Source organism: Hyphomonas sp. TMED31, from assembly GCF_002172815.1.
Taxonomy (GTDB): domain Bacteria; phylum Pseudomonadota; class Alphaproteobacteria; order Caulobacterales; family Hyphomonadaceae; genus Hyphomonas; species Hyphomonas atlantica.
In genome coordinates, this window is the sequence record NZ_NHCK01000008.1 from 18,292 (window position 1) to 31,808 (window position 13,517).

At 59.7% G+C, this 13,517-nt stretch carries 13 protein-coding genes; 8 read left to right on the forward strand and 5 right to left on the reverse strand.

Annotated elements, in window-relative coordinates:
- Positions 1 to 366: 366 nt before the first annotated feature.
- The 4 genes from CBB91_RS00965 to CBB91_RS00980 form a co-directional block, all read right to left on the reverse strand.
- The gene (locus CBB91_RS00965) at positions 367 to 1,776 is read right to left on the reverse strand and encodes an FAD-binding oxidoreductase (protein ID WP_273011170.1); all 1,410 of its coding nucleotides are present in this window, start codon (positions 1,774 to 1,776) and stop codon (positions 367 to 369) included.
- Positions 1,777 to 1,835: 59 nt separating this feature from the next.
- Entirely contained in the window at positions 1,836 to 2,774 is a 939-nt protein-coding gene (locus CBB91_RS00970; protein WP_273011173.1) for an L-threonylcarbamoyladenylate synthase, read from the reverse strand.
- A 47-nt stretch (positions 2,775 to 2,821) separates the two neighbouring features.
- The gene (locus tag CBB91_RS00975) at positions 2,822 to 4,021 is read right to left on the reverse strand and encodes a cytochrome b/b6 domain-containing protein (RefSeq protein WP_273011176.1); all 1,200 of its coding nucleotides are present in this window, start codon (positions 4,019 to 4,021) and stop codon (positions 2,822 to 2,824) included.
- Between the two features lie 17 nt (positions 4,022 to 4,038).
- Entirely contained in the window at positions 4,039 to 4,764 is a 726-nt protein-coding gene (locus CBB91_RS00980; RefSeq protein WP_273011178.1) for a YceI family protein, read from the reverse strand.
- Between the two features lie 123 nt (positions 4,765 to 4,887).
- On the opposite strand from CBB91_RS00980, the gene CBB91_RS00985 reads away from it, so the two are divergent.
- Positions 4,888 to 6,660, forward strand: a complete 1,773-nt coding sequence (locus CBB91_RS00985) for an acyl-CoA dehydrogenase (RefSeq protein ID WP_273011180.1) — start codon at positions 4,888 to 4,890, stop codon at positions 6,658 to 6,660.
- On the opposite strand, the gene CBB91_RS00990 is transcribed toward CBB91_RS00985, so the two are convergent.
- Positions 6,661 to 7,842, reverse strand: a complete 1,182-nt coding sequence (locus CBB91_RS00990) for an MFS transporter (protein ID WP_273011182.1) — start codon at positions 7,840 to 7,842, stop codon at positions 6,661 to 6,663.
- Between the two features lie 125 nt (positions 7,843 to 7,967).
- Between CBB91_RS00990 and CBB91_RS00995 the strand changes: the two genes are divergently transcribed.
- The 7 genes from CBB91_RS00995 (at position 7,968) to CBB91_RS01025 (ending at position 13,483) form a co-directional block, all read left to right on the forward strand.
- The gene (locus tag CBB91_RS00995) at positions 7,968 to 8,957 is read left to right on the forward strand and encodes a pseudouridine synthase (RefSeq protein ID WP_273011185.1); all 990 of its coding nucleotides are present in this window, start codon (positions 7,968 to 7,970) and stop codon (positions 8,955 to 8,957) included.
- Positions 8,954 to 9,445: a gluconokinase gene (locus tag CBB91_RS01000; RefSeq protein WP_273011188.1), complete on the forward strand. Its 492-nt coding sequence runs from the start codon at positions 8,954 to 8,956 to the stop codon at positions 9,443 to 9,445. The genes CBB91_RS00995 and CBB91_RS01000 overlap by 4 nt, the downstream gene beginning before the upstream one ends.
- A gap of 48 nt (positions 9,446 to 9,493) precedes the next feature.
- Positions 9,494 to 10,558 (forward strand): MBL fold metallo-hydrolase, encoded by a 1,065-nt coding sequence (locus CBB91_RS01005; protein WP_035553279.1) that lies wholly within the window; start codon positions 9,494 to 9,496, stop codon positions 10,556 to 10,558.
- Positions 10,559 to 10,664: 106 nt separating this feature from the next.
- Positions 10,665 to 11,519, forward strand: coding sequence for a signal peptidase I (gene lepB, locus CBB91_RS01010; protein ID WP_273011191.1), 855 nt, complete (start codon positions 10,665 to 10,667; stop codon positions 11,517 to 11,519).
- A 128-nt stretch (positions 11,520 to 11,647) separates the two neighbouring features.
- Entirely contained in the window at positions 11,648 to 12,250 is a 603-nt protein-coding gene (locus tag CBB91_RS01015; protein WP_273240891.1) for a histidine phosphatase family protein, read from the forward strand.
- A gap of 78 nt (positions 12,251 to 12,328) precedes the next feature.
- Positions 12,329 to 12,574, forward strand: a complete 246-nt coding sequence (locus CBB91_RS01020; protein WP_035553284.1) for an exodeoxyribonuclease VII small subunit — start codon at positions 12,329 to 12,331, stop codon at positions 12,572 to 12,574.
- A 12-nt stretch (positions 12,575 to 12,586) separates the two neighbouring features.
- Positions 12,587 to 13,483 (forward strand): polyprenyl synthetase family protein, encoded by an 897-nt coding sequence (locus CBB91_RS01025; RefSeq protein WP_035553287.1) that lies wholly within the window; start codon positions 12,587 to 12,589, stop codon positions 13,481 to 13,483.
- Positions 13,484 to 13,517 lie beyond the last annotated feature (34 nt).

A 13,517-nucleotide genomic window follows, 5' to 3' on the forward strand; every position in this document is an offset into this window, starting at 1 on the left:
GTCCTGATCGCTGGTGTCAGCATCNACAACCCAATACATTTCCGGTGTGCATGTGCCTTCGGTAATCCGGTCGCGCTTCAGAGTAAGGGTTTCACCGACTTCCGGCAGGCTGCCAAGATATTCGTCAGAGACCCAGAATTCTCCGTCATCGCCCTCAAACAGTGCGCCATCCTCATCGACTTCCGTGACAATTGCCGTGATGACGGACNTCTCATAGCTGCACGGCCCTCCGGCCATGGGCGGCGAAGGCTGATTGCAAGCAGTCGTCAGTGCCAGCGTGCCGAGCGTAAAAATCGTGTAGCGCATAAGATACGTCTCCCCTTCCGAGGGAAGGCTATCGGCATTTCCAGCGAACTCAAGCAGAAATCAGGTGTTGATGACGCGGCCGGGATTCATGATATTGGCCGGGTCGAGTGCGCGCTTGATGGCGCGCATCGTTTCGGTGGCGGCCTTGGGGCGGATACGTTCCAACTCGTCCCGCTTCAGGCGCCCGACGCCATGCTCGGCGCTGATGGAGCCGTCGAAGCTCATCACCTGATCATAGATGATACGAAACACTGCCGCATCCTGCCCGCGCAGAACAGGTTGGGCCGCATTGCCCGGTTCGCAGACGGAGTAATGCAGGTTCCCGTCACCCACATGTCCGAAAATCACGAACTCCGCTGTTGGCACTTGCTCAAGCACCGCTTGATTGCAGGCCTTGATGAAGTCCGGAATACGGCTGATCGGAACGGAGATATCCTGATTGAGCGCTGTGCCATAGGCGCGCTTGGAAAGCGGGATGGTTTCGCGAATGTGCCAAAAGCTATCGGCCTGCGCGACGCTTTCGGCAATCACGGCATCGGCGACGAGATTGGATTCATAGGCCGACGCCAGTGCGCCTTCCAGTACGTCGCGGGCATGATCTTCCCGCGACATGGAAACTTCCATCAACACGCGCCATGGCAGGTCCGAAGGTAACGGGTCGCGCGTGTCCGGTACGTCTGCCTGCACCATGGCAACAGCATTTGCCGGAATGATCTCGAAACTCGTCACAGTGTCGCCCGCATGATCACGGACAAGAGCGAGCAGTTTGACGACATCGTCCGTAGACGCGCAGGTCACCCAGGCGCTGGCGCGTTGCACTTGCGGGAAGAGTTTGAGGGTTGCCGCTGTGATGATGCCCAGCGTGCCTTCCGCGCCTGCGAACAGCTGCTTGAGATCATAGCCGGTATTGTTCTTGCGCAAGCCGGACAAGCCATTCCAGATTTCGCCGGTAGGTAAAACAACTTCAAGCCCGAGGATCAGGTCTCGCATCATCCCATAGCGCAGCACCGCTACACCGCCAGCGTTGGTAGAGATAAGACCGCCAATGGTTGCTGTGCCTTCAGAGCCGAGCGAGAGCGGGAAGAGCCGTTTGGCGTCTTCGGCCGCCTGCTGCGCAGTGACGAGTGGCGCGCCTGCTTCGATGACCATTGAGTTGTTGAAGGCATCCAGCGACCGAACCGCATTCATACGTTGCATGGAAATGCAGATTTCGCCGTGGGGCGTGCCTGCATCGACCAGACCTGTATTGCCACCTTGCGGTGTGATCGCAACGCCGTGCTGATTACAGAGCNTCACCAACTCTGCCGTNTCNACGGTTGTCGCTGGCCTCGCGAGNAACGGTGTTTCGCCCTTGTAGGTCCCGCGCCAGGGGCTGACGACCTTTTCGAGGTCTTCTGCCTCCGTGCTCCACCCTTTTGGGCCGAGCAGGCTTTTTGCGGCGGAGAGAAAGTCGGGGCTGAGCTGTGTCATGTGGGACAATCTAACCATTCTGAAGCGTGAATGCGATGACCAAACAGTGGGGNATTGGGTCAGTCGCGATGAGCGGCGCGCGCGAGACGGTCATTGATGGCTTCGCCCAGACCTTCATTGGGAATGCGGGCTACGGCGATCCTGTCAGCCACCGCATCGAGTTGGCGCAACATGGCGAAGAGATTTGCCGCCGCTTCGNAGAGGCTTCCTTCTGGTGACAAATTCGCGCCGCCGTGGGTGTCTGAGCCGAAGCCGAGCCAGGCCTCCCCTTCTTCAGGGGCGTCGGCGTCGAGGCGCATGCGGGCATTTGGCGCGTAGTGGCTTTTCAACTGACCTGGCGCAGTAATGCCGTCCTCCTCGCCCGCACGGGCAAGCGGAGCGCCGAGGAAAGCCTCAAGTGCGGAGGTTTCAACGGCGCCAGCTCGAAGCAGGACGGGGCGGTCGCCGACGAAGGACACNATGGTGGACTCGATGCCTTGTTTGCACGGGCCGCCATCCAGAATCAGATCCAGCTTNCCATCAAGGTCAGCTTTGACGTGNTCCGCGCGGGTCGGGCTGATATGCCCTGACCTGTTGGCGGACGGCGCGACGACAGGACGGCCGAAGCCGGAGATCAACTGGCGCGCNCCGGGATGCGCCGGCATGCGNAGGGCAATGGTCTCCAGGCCGGAGCGGGCAAGGTCGCAGACGGTCCCCGTTGGCGCGACGGGAAGCACGATCGTCAAGGGACCTGGCCAGAAGGCGCTTGCCAGCGCGAGCGCCGCTTCGGAGAAGACCGCTTCCTTTTGCGCCATGTCGAGATTTGCGACATGGGCGATCAGCGGATTGAAGCGCGGCCTGCCCTTGGCCGTGTAGAGCCGGGTTACGGCGTCAGGGTTCGCCGCATCACAGGCNAGCCCGTAGACTGTCTCTGTCGGCATGGCGACGAGACCGCCCTTGCGCAGGAAGCTGATCGCAAGGTCGATGGGGCCGGAACTGATGGNCGCGATGGCTGTCATGCGCGGGACTTAGCATTGGCGCGGCGGCCCCGGAAGCCGCCGCTGCACTATTTGCGGGTCGCGGTCCCCGTGACCGTGACNNTGATATCTTCTCCGACCCATGTTGCNGCCGGATCAGANGCCTGNCCGAGATTGAAGGCCTTTCGGCTCATCACCGCGGAGGCNTCNANGCGNGCTGTGTCGCCCTCAATATCCAGCGTGAAGGTGAGCGGTACGGTGACCAGCTCTGTTTTCAGCGTGATGACGGCATCAGCGGTGTAGCCCTCGCCGGTTTCCTCGAAGTCTGTCAGACGAATGCGCGCAGTCGGAAAGGTGTTCGTGTCGAACCATTCCGGCCCTTTCAGGCTGTCATTGTAGAGCTTCTTGCCAGCGTCAGCTGTCGCCGTTTCGACCTTGACCAGAACTTGCGATGAAGCGAGGTCGTCCGGATAAAACTCTACATCGGCCGTCCAGCTGCCAAAGGTGCCGGTGAACTCGTTGCCATCATAGATACCGGTGAAGCGGATTTCAGAGGCGTCGTAGTTGACGTCCCAATTTGCCTCCAGCGGCGCTTCAGTCGTCGCCGAAGAGTCATTGCTAGAGGAGTCTGAGCTTCCGGATGGAGCGGAAGTTGCCAGTGGGATGAGCGCGATCAGCGCGAAGGCAACAGCGGAAACACCGAACGCGCGTACATAGCCGCGAGCGGTTTTCGGTGCGGCGGGCTTTCCGAACAGGCCCGGCAGCATTTTCTTCAGTACGCCATCCTCACCGCCAATTTCATGTTTCACAGCTCCTGCGACATGCAGAACCAACAGGATGATCAGCAGCCAGGCCCCTTTGGAGTGAATGGTCTCGATGATCGTGTGAGCAATGTCGCCACGCAGGAAATCCGGTGCGGGCAGGTGCGGCCAGCTGATCGACCCAAACAGGACGGTGGGCACTTTGAACTTGGAGGTCGAGACAAGTACCCAGCCTGCGAGCGGCAGGATGAGCATCAGGCCATAGAAAGCCATGTGGACNAGGTGCGATGCCAGTTTCTCGTGCGCGGGCATTTCTTCCGGCAAGGGCGGCGGCGGATTCGCGGCGCGCCAGAGGATCCGCGTGACTGTCAGGAACAGCAATGTGATCCCGATGGATTTGTGAAGCTGATAGCGCGCTTCGTTGCCATCCATGTTCCAGCCGAGCCAGATCATGAACAGGATGAGGGCCGCCATCACCCAATGAAGGATGATGGCGACGGTCGTGTATCTGGCAGATACTTTTTTCATCGGGTCTGTCGGTCGACTTATTCAGCGGCCGGTGCGGCCATTGCGAACTCGGTTTCGATCGTGAGATTGACCTCGTCGCCCACATTCGGGACCAGTTTCTCAAGACCGAAGGCTGACCGGTTGAAAGAGCCTGTTGCGGAGAAGCCGATTTTCGGTTGTTCCGGCGCCCATGGGAAGGTGGCGGTGCCATTGTAGGTCACGTCCAGGGTGACAGGCTTGGTCACGCCCAGGAATGTCAGGTCTCCGGTGACCGTGCCGGTGGATGGGCCGGTCTGGGTGATCTCTGTCGATGTGAAGGTGATTTCCGGNTATTCGCCAGCGTTGAAGTAACCGGCGTCCTGAGCGATCTCCTCATCAAATGTGTCGTACGGCGAGTCGGCATGAGTCGCCTTGAAGTCACCCGGGTAGTCTGTTTCGACGGATGTCGGGTCGATTGTGACGGTCAGCGAAGTCGCGCTGGCATCATCGGGATTGAATTCAAGCGTTGCGTCGAATTTNGTGAAACGGGCGGTATAGTTNGACAGGCCGAAATGGTTGACTGTCCAGACGAGTGAGGCGTGTGTCGGGTCCAGGGTGTAGGTGCCAGCNGGGCCGATTTCCGGAGCGACTTCTTCCGCCGGCGCTGCCGTGGCTTCAGCGGTTTCGACAGTTTGCGCTTCGGCCTCGGCTGCGGGGGCGGTGGTTTCAGCCGCNCCACAGGCGGCGAGGGCGAAGAGAGATACCGTAAGAAGGGATTTNCGCATGGATGAAGTCTCCTGGAGTTTCTGGTAGAGGGTAACCGTGATTATAGGGCGCAGTTGGCGTCGTGCCATCCCCGCGCTAAATGCTCATCTAAATATGACCTATTCGGATTCTGGGAGAAATGCATGGCTTATGAAGCGCCGCTAAACGACATGGCGTTCGCGCTGCAATCTGTAGCGGACCTGTCCCGGCTTGAAGGTTTGGAGCCATTTGGCAATTACGACCCGGAATTGATCTCGCCAATCCTCGAAGAAGCAAACAAGCTGGCGCGGGATGTNCTTGCGCCGCTCAATACCGTGGGCGACGCGCATGGCGCACAACTGACCGATGAAGGCGTGAAGGCTGCGCCAGGCTTTGCCGATGCCTATGCCCAGTTCCGCGATGGCGGCTGGATGGGTTTGTCCGCACCCGAGGAATGGGGCGGGCAAGGCCTCCCAAAGGCGCTCGCCCTGGCGGTCATGGAAATGTTTCACGCGGCGAACATGTCCTTCGGCCTCTGCCCGATGCTGAGCTTCGGAGCGATCGAAGCGCTGATCGCGCACGGCACGGACGAGCAGAAACAGACCTATCTGCCAAACCTTGTTGCNGGAAACTGGACCGGCACGATGAATTTGACTGAGCCGCAGGCCGGATCNGATGTCGGCGCGCTGAAGACGAAAGCGATTCCGAATGAGGATGGCAGCTACGCGATCACNGGCCAGAAGATCTATATCACCTGGGGCGATCATGACGTGGCCGANAACATCATCCATCTGGTGCTTGCCCGCTTGCCGGACGCGCCTGAAGGGTCTCGCGGAATCTCGCTGTTCATCGTTCCNAAANTGATGGTCAATGCCGACGGNAGTCTAGGCGAACGGAACGCAGTGAAGTGTATTGGCCTTGAAAAGAAGATGGGCATTCACGCCTCGCCGACCTGCGTGATGGAGTATGATGGCGCAACAGGCTGGTTGATCGGTCAGGAGAACAAGGGCTTGGCCTGCATGTTCACCATGATGAACTCAGCNCGTCTGAATGTCGGCCTTGAGGGTGTCGCTGTGGGTGAAGCCGCTTATCAGACGGCGTTCGACTATGCGCAGGAACGCAAGCAGGGCAAGGCGACTGGTGTGGANGGCCCCGCCCCGATNCTTCANCACGCCGATGTACGCCGTACCCTGACGACAATGCGCGCCCGCGTGGCGGCGGCTCGGTCCATCTGTTATGCGTGTGGTGTGGCGGCAGACCTCGCAGAGGCGGCGCCGGATGAAGAGACCCGCGCTGCGGCAAAGATGCGGGAAGATCTGCTGACGCCCATCGCGAAAGCGTGGTGTACGGACATGGGCGTCGACGTGGCGAGCCTTGGTGTGCAGATTCACGGCGGCATGGGGTTCATGAACGAAACGCTGGCGGGCCAGCTTTATCGGGACTCGCGCATTGCGCCCATCTATGAGGGTACAAACGGTATTCAGGCGATTGACCTGGTCGGGCGCAAACTGTCCGGCACGAATGGTGAATCCATGCGTGTCATGTTGGGTGAAGTCGAGGCGACGGCCGCGTCTGCGCGTGCAACGAATGATCCGCAGCTGGTTCAGATTGCTGACCGCCTGCGGGCGGGCGCTGATGCGCTGCGGGAGGCGAGCGACTGGATGCTGGAGGCGATGAAGGATCGCGATCAGGAAAAAGCCCTCGCTGGAGCAACAGCCTATCTTGCGCTTGCGGGCGACGTGATCGGGGGNCATTTCCTGACGCGNGCAGCCGTTGCNGCACGTGGCGAGGAAGGCAGCTTCCGGGCGCGGCAACTGGCCTTGGCGGGGTTCTTTGCCGAGACCGTTCTGGCGACGGCNCCGGGACGTGTGTCTGGCATTACCGACGGCGGCTCCCCTTTCCTGGAAAACAGCGAAGCCTTGTTCGGTATCGCCTGATCAGGCTTGCAGGCGCAGCTTCGGCAAAGCGATCAGGCAGAGCACCGAGGCGCACGATACCGCTGCTGCGACGGCGGCCAGTGGTGCCATGCCAAGCGTGACAACCGGGGCGGCAATCGCCGTTCCGACCGCTGCTGTGACGAGGATGGCCACGAGCACAAGCGCCGATCCGCGAGCATCATCNCCGCGCGCNGCGATCACGGCNCGGAAAAATCCCGGGGGGCCGCGAAANCCAAGGCCAAGGTTTACGGGGATAAACAAGAGCGCCAGAAAGAGAGGTTCCGAACCGCCGATAAGTGCGAACAGGAGGACACCCANCAGCCCGCACGCTGACATGGCGGAGCCGAACAGGATCATTGGTTCCGGACCAAATTTTTGCGTCAGCCTGCCCGCAAGGTTTGATCCTGCAATGAAGAANGAAATNCCGGTCACCTGCATGATGATGAAATCGTTCANGGTGCCGTCCAGCCCTTTCGTGATCATGGCTGGTGCGCCGAAAACGAAGATGAGCAGACCNCCCAGAGTGAAGGCCTGGCTGAGCGCATAGCGCAGGAANGTCGGATTNGTGAGATGTCGCAGATAGCTGCCCGGNACGCGGGTCGAGGGCGGCGGTGGCATGCGGTGGCGCAGAAGCGCGACGAGGCCTGCGACGNTCAGGCTNAGCACACCGAGCACAAGNAATGAGCTTTTCCATCCAAAGCCGATCANCAGCCAGACGCCGACAACGGGNGCCAATGCCGGAATCAGGGATTCGATGCTCGCCATGAAGCCGAGCGCGCCAACAGCTTTTTCTTCCGAGTACAATGCGCGGATCATGCCCGGNGCAAACACGGCAGCGGCTGCGCCGGTAAGACCCTGGACGAAGCGAAGACCGACAAGCGCAGGCAGGCTGGGGGCGAACATGCAGGCGAGAGAGACAATCGCATAGGAAACCAACGACCAGACCAGAAGCGTGCGCTGGTCGACACGTGCCCCAAGCTCACCGAACGCCAGCAGTCCGATGCATCCGCCTGCCACAAACGCTGCCAGCACGAGTTGGGCCATTGCCTGGCTGCCGCTCAACGTTTCGGGAAGCGACGGAACGGCTGGCAAGACAAGGTCGGTTCCCGCAAGGCTCAGGATCGTGCCCATCACAATGAGGGCGAACGCAATTCCGGGCGCTGCATATTGCGTGTTCGACATGAGGCTGGCTTTCTCGATCGGGCGCCCGCCTATGCCGGAAATGCTGCAGAATGTCGACCGCGAGTTGCGACGNGTCTGACAGGTCGATATGACGGGCAGCAACCCTGCAGGAGGCGCAGCACGCAATGGCTTGGACGAAAACCTATTCCGGCGACGAGCCTTTGCGGATCAACAAATGGTTGGCTCTGGAAGGCGTATGCTCTCGCCGGGAAGCGGACTCGCTGATTGAGCAGGGCCTGGTAAAGGTGGATGGCGAGCGTGCCGTGTCCGGGCAAAAGGTTGAGACGGGGCAAACCGTCTTCCTGGCGCAAAAGGCGTCACGCCGCCTTGATAATCAATTGTCCATCCTGTTCCACAAGCCGGTCGGCATCGTATCGGGTACGCCGGAAGGTGACGAGATTCCAGCGGTGCGCCTGCTGACGGCAGACAGCCTGTCGGGAAAAAGTCACGCCATTCCGGGGCGTTACAACAAGCTCGCTCCGCTTGGGCGGCTCGACAAGGATTCCCGCGGATTGCTTATCCTGTCAGAGGACGGCGTTCTGGCGAAGGCCGTGATCGGGCCGGAAAGCGAGNTGGACAAGGAATACCTGGTCAAGGTGAAGGGCGATGTGACGCCCGAAAAGCTGGACACGCTGCGCCACGGATTGGAGCTGGATGGTCGTCAGTTGAAGCCCGCTATTGTTGAGCCGGTAAAGCCTCAGGAACTGAAATTCATTCTTCGTGAAGGCCGCAATCGACAGATCCGGCGAATGTGCCAATTGGTGGAGCTACGTGTTGTGGACCTGATGCGGGTGCGCGTTGGGCCGCTTGAATTGGCGGGGCTGCCGGAAGGCAAATGGCGTCCGATCAGCAGCCGCGAACGCTCTGCTTTGCTGAATGGTGACGCGCCCCGTGCCCGCAAGCCGAGGCCAGACAAACCAGAGCGGTCGGGGCGGCCCGCGCGGGATGAGCGTCCCCAAGGCNCAGGCAAGCCGCNGCGGCGGGCTGGAGCCTCTGCGCCCCGGCGCGACAGCAAGCCCGGNGCGACAACGGGCGACAAGCGCGTATCTCCGCTGAAGGGAGAAAAGTTCAAGCGTACCAANCTGAAACCGCGCAAGCGTACCCCCATCAAGTGAGAGACCTGATCGTCATCATGGGGGTTGCCGGCAGTGGCAAAACCTCGATTGCCGAGGCGCTGTCCGCCGCGACCGGGTGGCCTTTCATGGAAGCGGACGAGTATCATTCAGCGGCAAACAAACAGAAGATGGCGTCGGGCACACCGCTTACCGATACCGACCGTGAAGACTGGGTGCGGGACATGTGCCGCGCATCGGCGGACATGCGTGCTGAACATGTTGTTCTGGCTTGCTCTGCGCTGACCTCTTTTGTGCAGAATGGCTTGAAGGCCCAAAGCGGGCGGCGCTGCCGGTTCGTATTGCTAGACGTTCCAAAGGAAGAGCTGGCGCGGCGGATTTCGGCCCGCGCAGACCATTTCATGCCGGTCTCGCTGCTCGATAGCCAACTCGAAGCGCTGCAGCTGCCTGAAGATGTTCTGCGCGTGGATGGAACGGCGAGTCCCGAAGACTTGGTGGCGGCGATTCAGGAGCGTCTTGCGCAGGGATGACCTTGCGGTACGGCTCGACGGGGCTGAGAAGCTGCGTATCCTCCCATCATGGACGGTACAGAAATCAGCAAGCCAAAACGGCCTCGACTCGAATATCCTTACGGGCAGTCGCCGCCAGCGCCAGGTGAGGTGAAGGAAATAGCGCCCGGCCTTTTCTGGCTCGCCATGCCGCTGCACTTCTCTCTCAAATTCATCAATGTCTGGCTGGTTGATGACGGCGACGGCTGGACCATTATCGACACCGGGATTCCCTATGACGAAACCCGCGATGTCTGGCGCAACCTNCTCGCTGACCGGGTAAGCGAGCAAAAGCCGCTGAAGCGCGTGATCGTGACCCATATGCATCCCGACCATATCGGCACAGCGGGGTGGCTCTGTCACAAATGGGGCGCTGAACTCTGGATGACGCGGCTGGAGTACACGACGTGCCGCATGCTGGTGTCTGATACTGGGCGTAGCGCCCCGAAGGCGGGGCTCGATTTCTACCTTCGTGCCGGTTGGAACAAGGCGCAACTGGACCAGTACAAGGAAAAGTTCGGCGGCTTTGGGCGGGGCGTGATGCCTTTGCCGGATTCATTCCGTAGATTGGTCGATGGCGACACGTTCGAGATGGCGGGCGAGGTTTGGGAAGTTGTTACCGGCAGCGGTCACTCCCCTGAGCATGCGTGTCTCTACTCTCCCTCCTTGAATATCCTGATATCGGGTGACCAATTGCTGCCCAGGATTTCGTCGAATGTCTCCGTGCATCCGACGGAGCCGGCTGCCAATCCGCTGCTGGACTGGTTGGAGAGTTGTGAGAAGCTGAAGCAGCACCTGCCGGAAGATGTGCTGGTGCTGCCAGCGCACAATGAGCCATTCATTGGAGCGCACAAGCGGTTGCAGCATCTGATTGACGGTCACCATGTGGCACTTGAGCGGCTCATCCAGCGTCTTGGGCGGGGAGAGATGAAGGCGGTCGATTCCTTTACGACCCTGTTCGGGCGGGCAATTGCGGATGATGAGGTTGGCATGGCGACGGGCGAAGCGCTGGCGCACCTGAATTACCTGATCTATCGTGGAGACGTCTCCGTCGCGCGCAATGAGACCGGTATTGACCTTTACAGCCTAAACTAGCCGTTCCCCCAGCTTTTGCAGCGCCGGGCATGTTTTCGCCTTCGCATTTGCACAGTCTTTCGTCTAAACAGTTTTGGACGTCACGAAGGCGATGCAAGAGGGATACATGGCAACAGACGGTAACACCGCGGAGCAGGACGAANCCGTCGAGTCGCCAAGTCTCGGTGCCAAGTTGAAGCAAGAGCTTCGCGAATGGGCGTCGACACTCGCCGTGTTCGTGCCCGTGTTCCTGTTGTTTTCTGGCCTGGCNTATGAACAGCGCGTGATTCCGTCGGAAAGCATGGTGCCGACACTGCAGGTTACGGACCGGGTAGCCGTGGCGAAATTCGCCTACGGATACGACCGTTACTCTCTNCCGTTCTCCATGGGGCGCTATATTCCGCTGCCAGAAGGGCGAATTTTCGCCAGCACGCCGACGCGGGGTGATGTGGTTGTTTTTGAGCACCCTCACACTGGCCGTGTGATGATCAAGCGACTGATCGGCTTGCCGGGCGACCAGGTGCAGCTGATCGGTGAGCAATTGTTCCTGAATGGGGAACCGGTCGAAACTGAATATTTGCGGACGGTTCGNTTCGTNCCGCACAANGATGTCGCGATTGGTACATCGCACGAATGGCGCGAGACAATNGGCGACAAGAGCTGGNTNACNCATCGTCAGGAAAAAGGCGGNCGCGGCGACAATACNGATNTNTTCATNGTNCCNGANGGNCATGTNTTCATGATGGGCGACAATCGGGACAATTCGCTCGACAGCCGCTTTCCGAGTGGTCATTGCCCGGCGATTGATGGTGTTATCGACCAGGCAGGCTGTCAGCCGCGCGTGCCGGCAAATCTCGCATCCATCGGCTTTGTCCCCATGGATCATCTTATCGGACGGGCCGAAACGGTTCTCGTCAGCTTCCATAAGTGCAAGCTTCAGGACGAGGAACCATGCCGCAAACGGGTGTGGAAAGGCCTTTGATCCTGGCGATCAGACTGCCCCTTATCGCTGCTTGAGCGGAAACGTATCTTGCCGCATGGGGGCAACCCCGTTAGGGCAAATTGTAACAAGTGGTCACGGGGCCCGCAGAAAAACGAGTATTTACCTGTATGGCGATGCCAGACACGACATCGACAGACCGGAAGCGCGGTCCGATCATCATATCGCGTCACGGGCGGCCTGCGCTGGACCGAACGGCGGGACCGCGCCTGAACTGGAAACAGTATCGTGACTGGTGGGAGCGATATGAAATCGGCCCATTGGCAGAAGACCAGTCCCCGCCGCAGAAGCTGGTTGAGGCGGTCGCGGATGCCGACATCGTGTTCGCATCGGCGCGTTTGAGAGCGCAGCAGACTGCTGCGCATGCCGCGCCTCACATGCAGGCCCTGTTCGATCCGGTATTCAACGAGGCGCCGTTGCCGCCACCATTGCTACCCGGCGTTCGGTACTTGCCGAAAACATGGAATATCCTCGCGCGCGCAGCTTGGCTGAATGGTCACGCGCTTGATGGGGAGAGCGTGAAGCAGGCGCGCCAGCGGGCCGCATCCGCGGCGTCAAAACTTGATGAGGCCTCAAGTGAAGGCAAGGTATATCTGGCCGCTCATGGATGGTTCAATCGCATGCTGCGCCCGGAAATGAAGAAGCTGGGGTGGAAATGCACCTATGATGGCGGCGATGCCTATTGGAGTTTCCGCGTCTATGAATACCGGTGATCTGGTTCGGAAACGGTTGTAGACCTCAGGTCACCGCTCTAGTGTCACGAGAATTACAAGAAAAGATGAGGCCGACGAATGGCTGATGCGACGCAAAAACCTGTCGATAAATTGACCTTCGAGGAAGCTCTTGCAGAGCTTGAGGTGATCGTGCGCCAATTGGAGGCGGGCGAGGTCGAGCTGGAAAAATCCATAGCGATCTATGAACGTGGCGCCGCGCTGAAGGCACATTGCGAATCTCGTCTGAAATCTGCTGAGTTGAAAGTCGAGCAGATCGTGCAAGGGGCCAATGGGCCGACCACAGAACCTGCCAGTTTTGATTAGAGGGGCGTCGCTATGGGCGAAGCCCAGGACTTTGAACAGCGCCTGAAAGAGGTGGCCGATCGGGTCACGGTGGCGCTGGACCAGCTGATACCTCCCGCAGGCGGGCCCGAAGCAGATTTGATGCGGGCCATGCGCCACGCTGCGCTCGCCAATGGGAAGCGGATGCGTCCGTTCTTCCTGCTGGAGACAGGAGCCATGTTTGACGCGCCGGAGAAGACGCTGCTGAGGGCGGCCGCGGCGCTGGAATGCGTGCATTGTTACTCCCTCGTCCATGATGATTTGCCTTGTATGGATGATGACGATTTTCGGCGTGGCCAACCAACGGTACACAAGGCGTTTGATGAGGCCACGGCGGTCCTGGCCGGGGATGCATTGCTCACCCTTGCTTTCAAGATCCTTGCTTCCTCAGAAACGCATGATGATGCGTCTGTGCGCGCATTGCTGATTGAACGACTGGCGGATGCGTCCGGCGCGCGCGGCATGGTGGGCGGCCAGATGATCGATATGCTGGAATCAGACAGTCCGCGGGACCTGAATACGATTACACGCATGCAGCGCCTGAAAACCGGCGCGCTGATCTCCTATGCGACAGAGGCCGCAGCCATCATCGGTCGTGCGAGAGAGGCTGAGCGCAACGCGCTGGCGGGCTTCTCCAATGATCTTGGACTGGCTTACCAGATTGCCGATGACCTACTCGATGCTACAGGCGACGAGGACGCGGTTGGCAAACCGTTGCGGACTGACGATGCCGCAGGAAAAGCCAATTTTGTTACCCTTTTGGGGATAGACGGCGCCCGCGAACGCGTGAGTATTTTGGCTGCACAAGCGAAGGAACACCTCGCAATTTTTCGCGAAAAAGCCCATATACTGCTGCAATCGGTCGATTTTGTGCTCGATAGAACACATTAAGATCAGGTCTGACCGTTAAAAAGAACCGAGCTAA

Bases quoted from the DNA above. Each gene is read 5' to 3' on its own strand.
- CBB91_RS01025 (WP_035553287.1), top strand. From the start codon at position 12,587: ATGGGCGAAGCCCAGGACTTTGAACAGCGCCTGAAAGAGGTGGCCGAT.
- CBB91_RS01020 (WP_035553284.1), top strand. From the start codon at position 12,329: ATGGCTGATGCGACGCAAAAACCTGTCGATAAATTGACCTTCGAGGAA.
- CBB91_RS01015 (WP_273240891.1), top strand. From the start codon at position 11,648: ATGGCGATGCCAGACACGACATCGACAGACCGGAAGCGCGGTCCGATC.